Source organism: Helicobacter baculiformis, assembly GCF_900197685.1.
GTDB classification, from domain to species: Bacteria; Campylobacterota; Campylobacteria; order Campylobacterales; family Helicobacteraceae; genus Helicobacter; species Helicobacter baculiformis.
Genome location: NZ_FZMF01000064.1, coordinates 1 through 1727, shown reverse-complemented (window position 1 = coordinate 1727; position 1727 = coordinate 1). Strand labels below are relative to the sequence as shown.

Here is a 1727-nt window from a genome sequence, read left to right as displayed (position 1 = left end):
GTTAATGTCGATGGTTTGCTAGAACATTTGTCTAACCGCGCCCGCGCCCTCTTGCTCAACCCTGAGCTGATCACCGATGAGCTCTTAGCATGGGCGTATGAAGAAACCCTAGAATGCGCACAAGGGAAGGAAGTCCCCAGCTTTGCCCTCTATGACTTTGCCCTCATGCGCTTAAAACGGCTCTTAAAAATGCCCTTCAGCGATGAGGACGCGCTGATCTATGAAAACGCGCGTAAAGTCCTTGAAAACGCCACAATCTCCAATGTGGAGCGCGCGCCCTTGCCCGCTCCATCGATCCGCTTTTAGAACTCTTTGCCCTGCCTAATGCCTTCCCTGATGGCAGGTTAGAGCTCACCAGCGTGCAGAGTGCCCAGTGCCGCGCCCATCTTGCCATTGTGCCCGTGCAATTTTCCCTAAGATTATTCAAGGAGTAGTATGCGAGACATCCAGCAAATCATCATCCACTGCAGCGCGACCAAAGAGGGGAAGGACTTCCGCGCAGCAGATATTGATCGGTGGCACAAGGAGCGCGGTTTTAAACAGATCGGCTATCACTATGTCATCACCCTTGAGGGGTGCATCGAGCGCGGGCGGGACTTAGCAGAGGTGGGCGCGCACTGCAAGGGGCACAATGCGCACAGTATCGGGATTTGCTACATCGGGGGGCTAGATTTGCAGAACAAGCCCAAAGACACCCGCACCCCCGCCCAAAAGCGCGCCCTAGAGGATTTACTCACACGCTTGCGCCAAGCCTACCCACAGGCGCGCGTGTACGGACATCGCGACTTTGAGCCTAAGAAAGAATGCCCTTGTTTTTGCGCGCAAAGCGCTTATGAATAATCATGTTTGGAAGGTGGAGCGTGGATCATTCGAATTTAGATGTCGAGCATATCAAACGCCGCGACGCCGCGGTGGCGCGTGTGGAAAAGTGGGGGCGTTTTTGTCTCTTTTTATTCTTCGTGCTGAGTATTCAGATGTGCACTTTGGGCTATATTGTGCTCGTGTCCTAACAACTCAAAAACGAAGCGATCGCAGGCTTTCACCACCACGAGGTGTTAGAGCTCAATCTCATTAACCGCTTAATCAGCCTTGAAAACAAATTAGAACACCAACTTAAGCGCCATGAATCATCAAGATAGCTTGATTTTAGGCATGGAGCTCTCCAAGCTCCTACCCTACTTATTAGTGTTGGTGGTGGGCTTTTGTGTGGGGGGGTTGTTCGTGTTGCGCACCATCAAGAACGAAACCTTGAGCGGGTGGGGGGATCGCGTGCGCTATATCATTTGGGGGGTGGGTTCAAGCATGCTCACTACTTGGGTGAGCTTTGAGATCATCGGTTATTATTTTCAATTGCCCCTAGGGCTAGCCACTGCTATTAGTGGGGGCATTGGCTACATGGGCGCTGAAGTGGTGGGCGAGCTAGGGCTCAAAGCCATTAGCAAGAAATTAGGGCTAGACAAGGAGGAAAACAAACGTGTTTAACCTAGAGTGGCGCGTGCTGGCAATGGGGTTCATGTTTTGTCTCTGTGTGGGGGGTTTGGGTTTGAGTGTGTGGCTGTACCAACGTGTTTTGATTGAGCGCGAAACCTGTAAGATCGGGCTAGAGGCACAAAATGAGGCTATTTTAGAGCAAACCATCGACATTAACAATTATGTAACCCATTTGCAACAACAAAAGGATCGTATCGCGCGCAAGTACCAACACTTGCAAGAAGCCCCCCAAGAGT

General features: G+C 51.4%; 4 protein-coding genes and 1 pseudogene. All 5 read left to right on the top strand.

Annotation, left to right across the window (positions count from 1 at the left end; genetic code table 11):
• On the top strand, positions 1–306 hold a 306-nt coding region (locus tag C6G87_RS07650; protein ID WP_104752918.1), incomplete at its 5' end, for a hypothetical protein.
• A 129-nt stretch (positions 307–435) separates the two neighbouring features.
• Positions 436–840, top strand: a complete 405-nt coding sequence (locus C6G87_RS07645) for an N-acetylmuramoyl-L-alanine amidase (RefSeq protein ID WP_104752917.1) — start codon at positions 436–438, stop codon at positions 838–840.
• Between the two features lie 20 nt (positions 841–860).
• On the top strand, positions 861–1010 hold the full coding sequence (locus C6G87_RS08550; protein ID WP_158653134.1) for a hypothetical protein: 150 nt from the start codon (positions 861–863) through the stop codon (positions 1008–1010).
• 112 nt (positions 1011–1122) lie between these two features.
• Positions 1123–1482: a phage holin family protein gene (locus C6G87_RS07640; RefSeq protein WP_104752916.1), complete on the top strand. Its 360-nt coding sequence runs from the start codon at positions 1123–1125 to the stop codon at positions 1480–1482.
• Positions 1475–1727 (top strand): annotated as a pseudogene (locus tag C6G87_RS07635) (hypothetical protein); the annotation flags it as partial. The gene C6G87_RS07640 and the pseudogene C6G87_RS07635, both read left to right, overlap by 8 nt.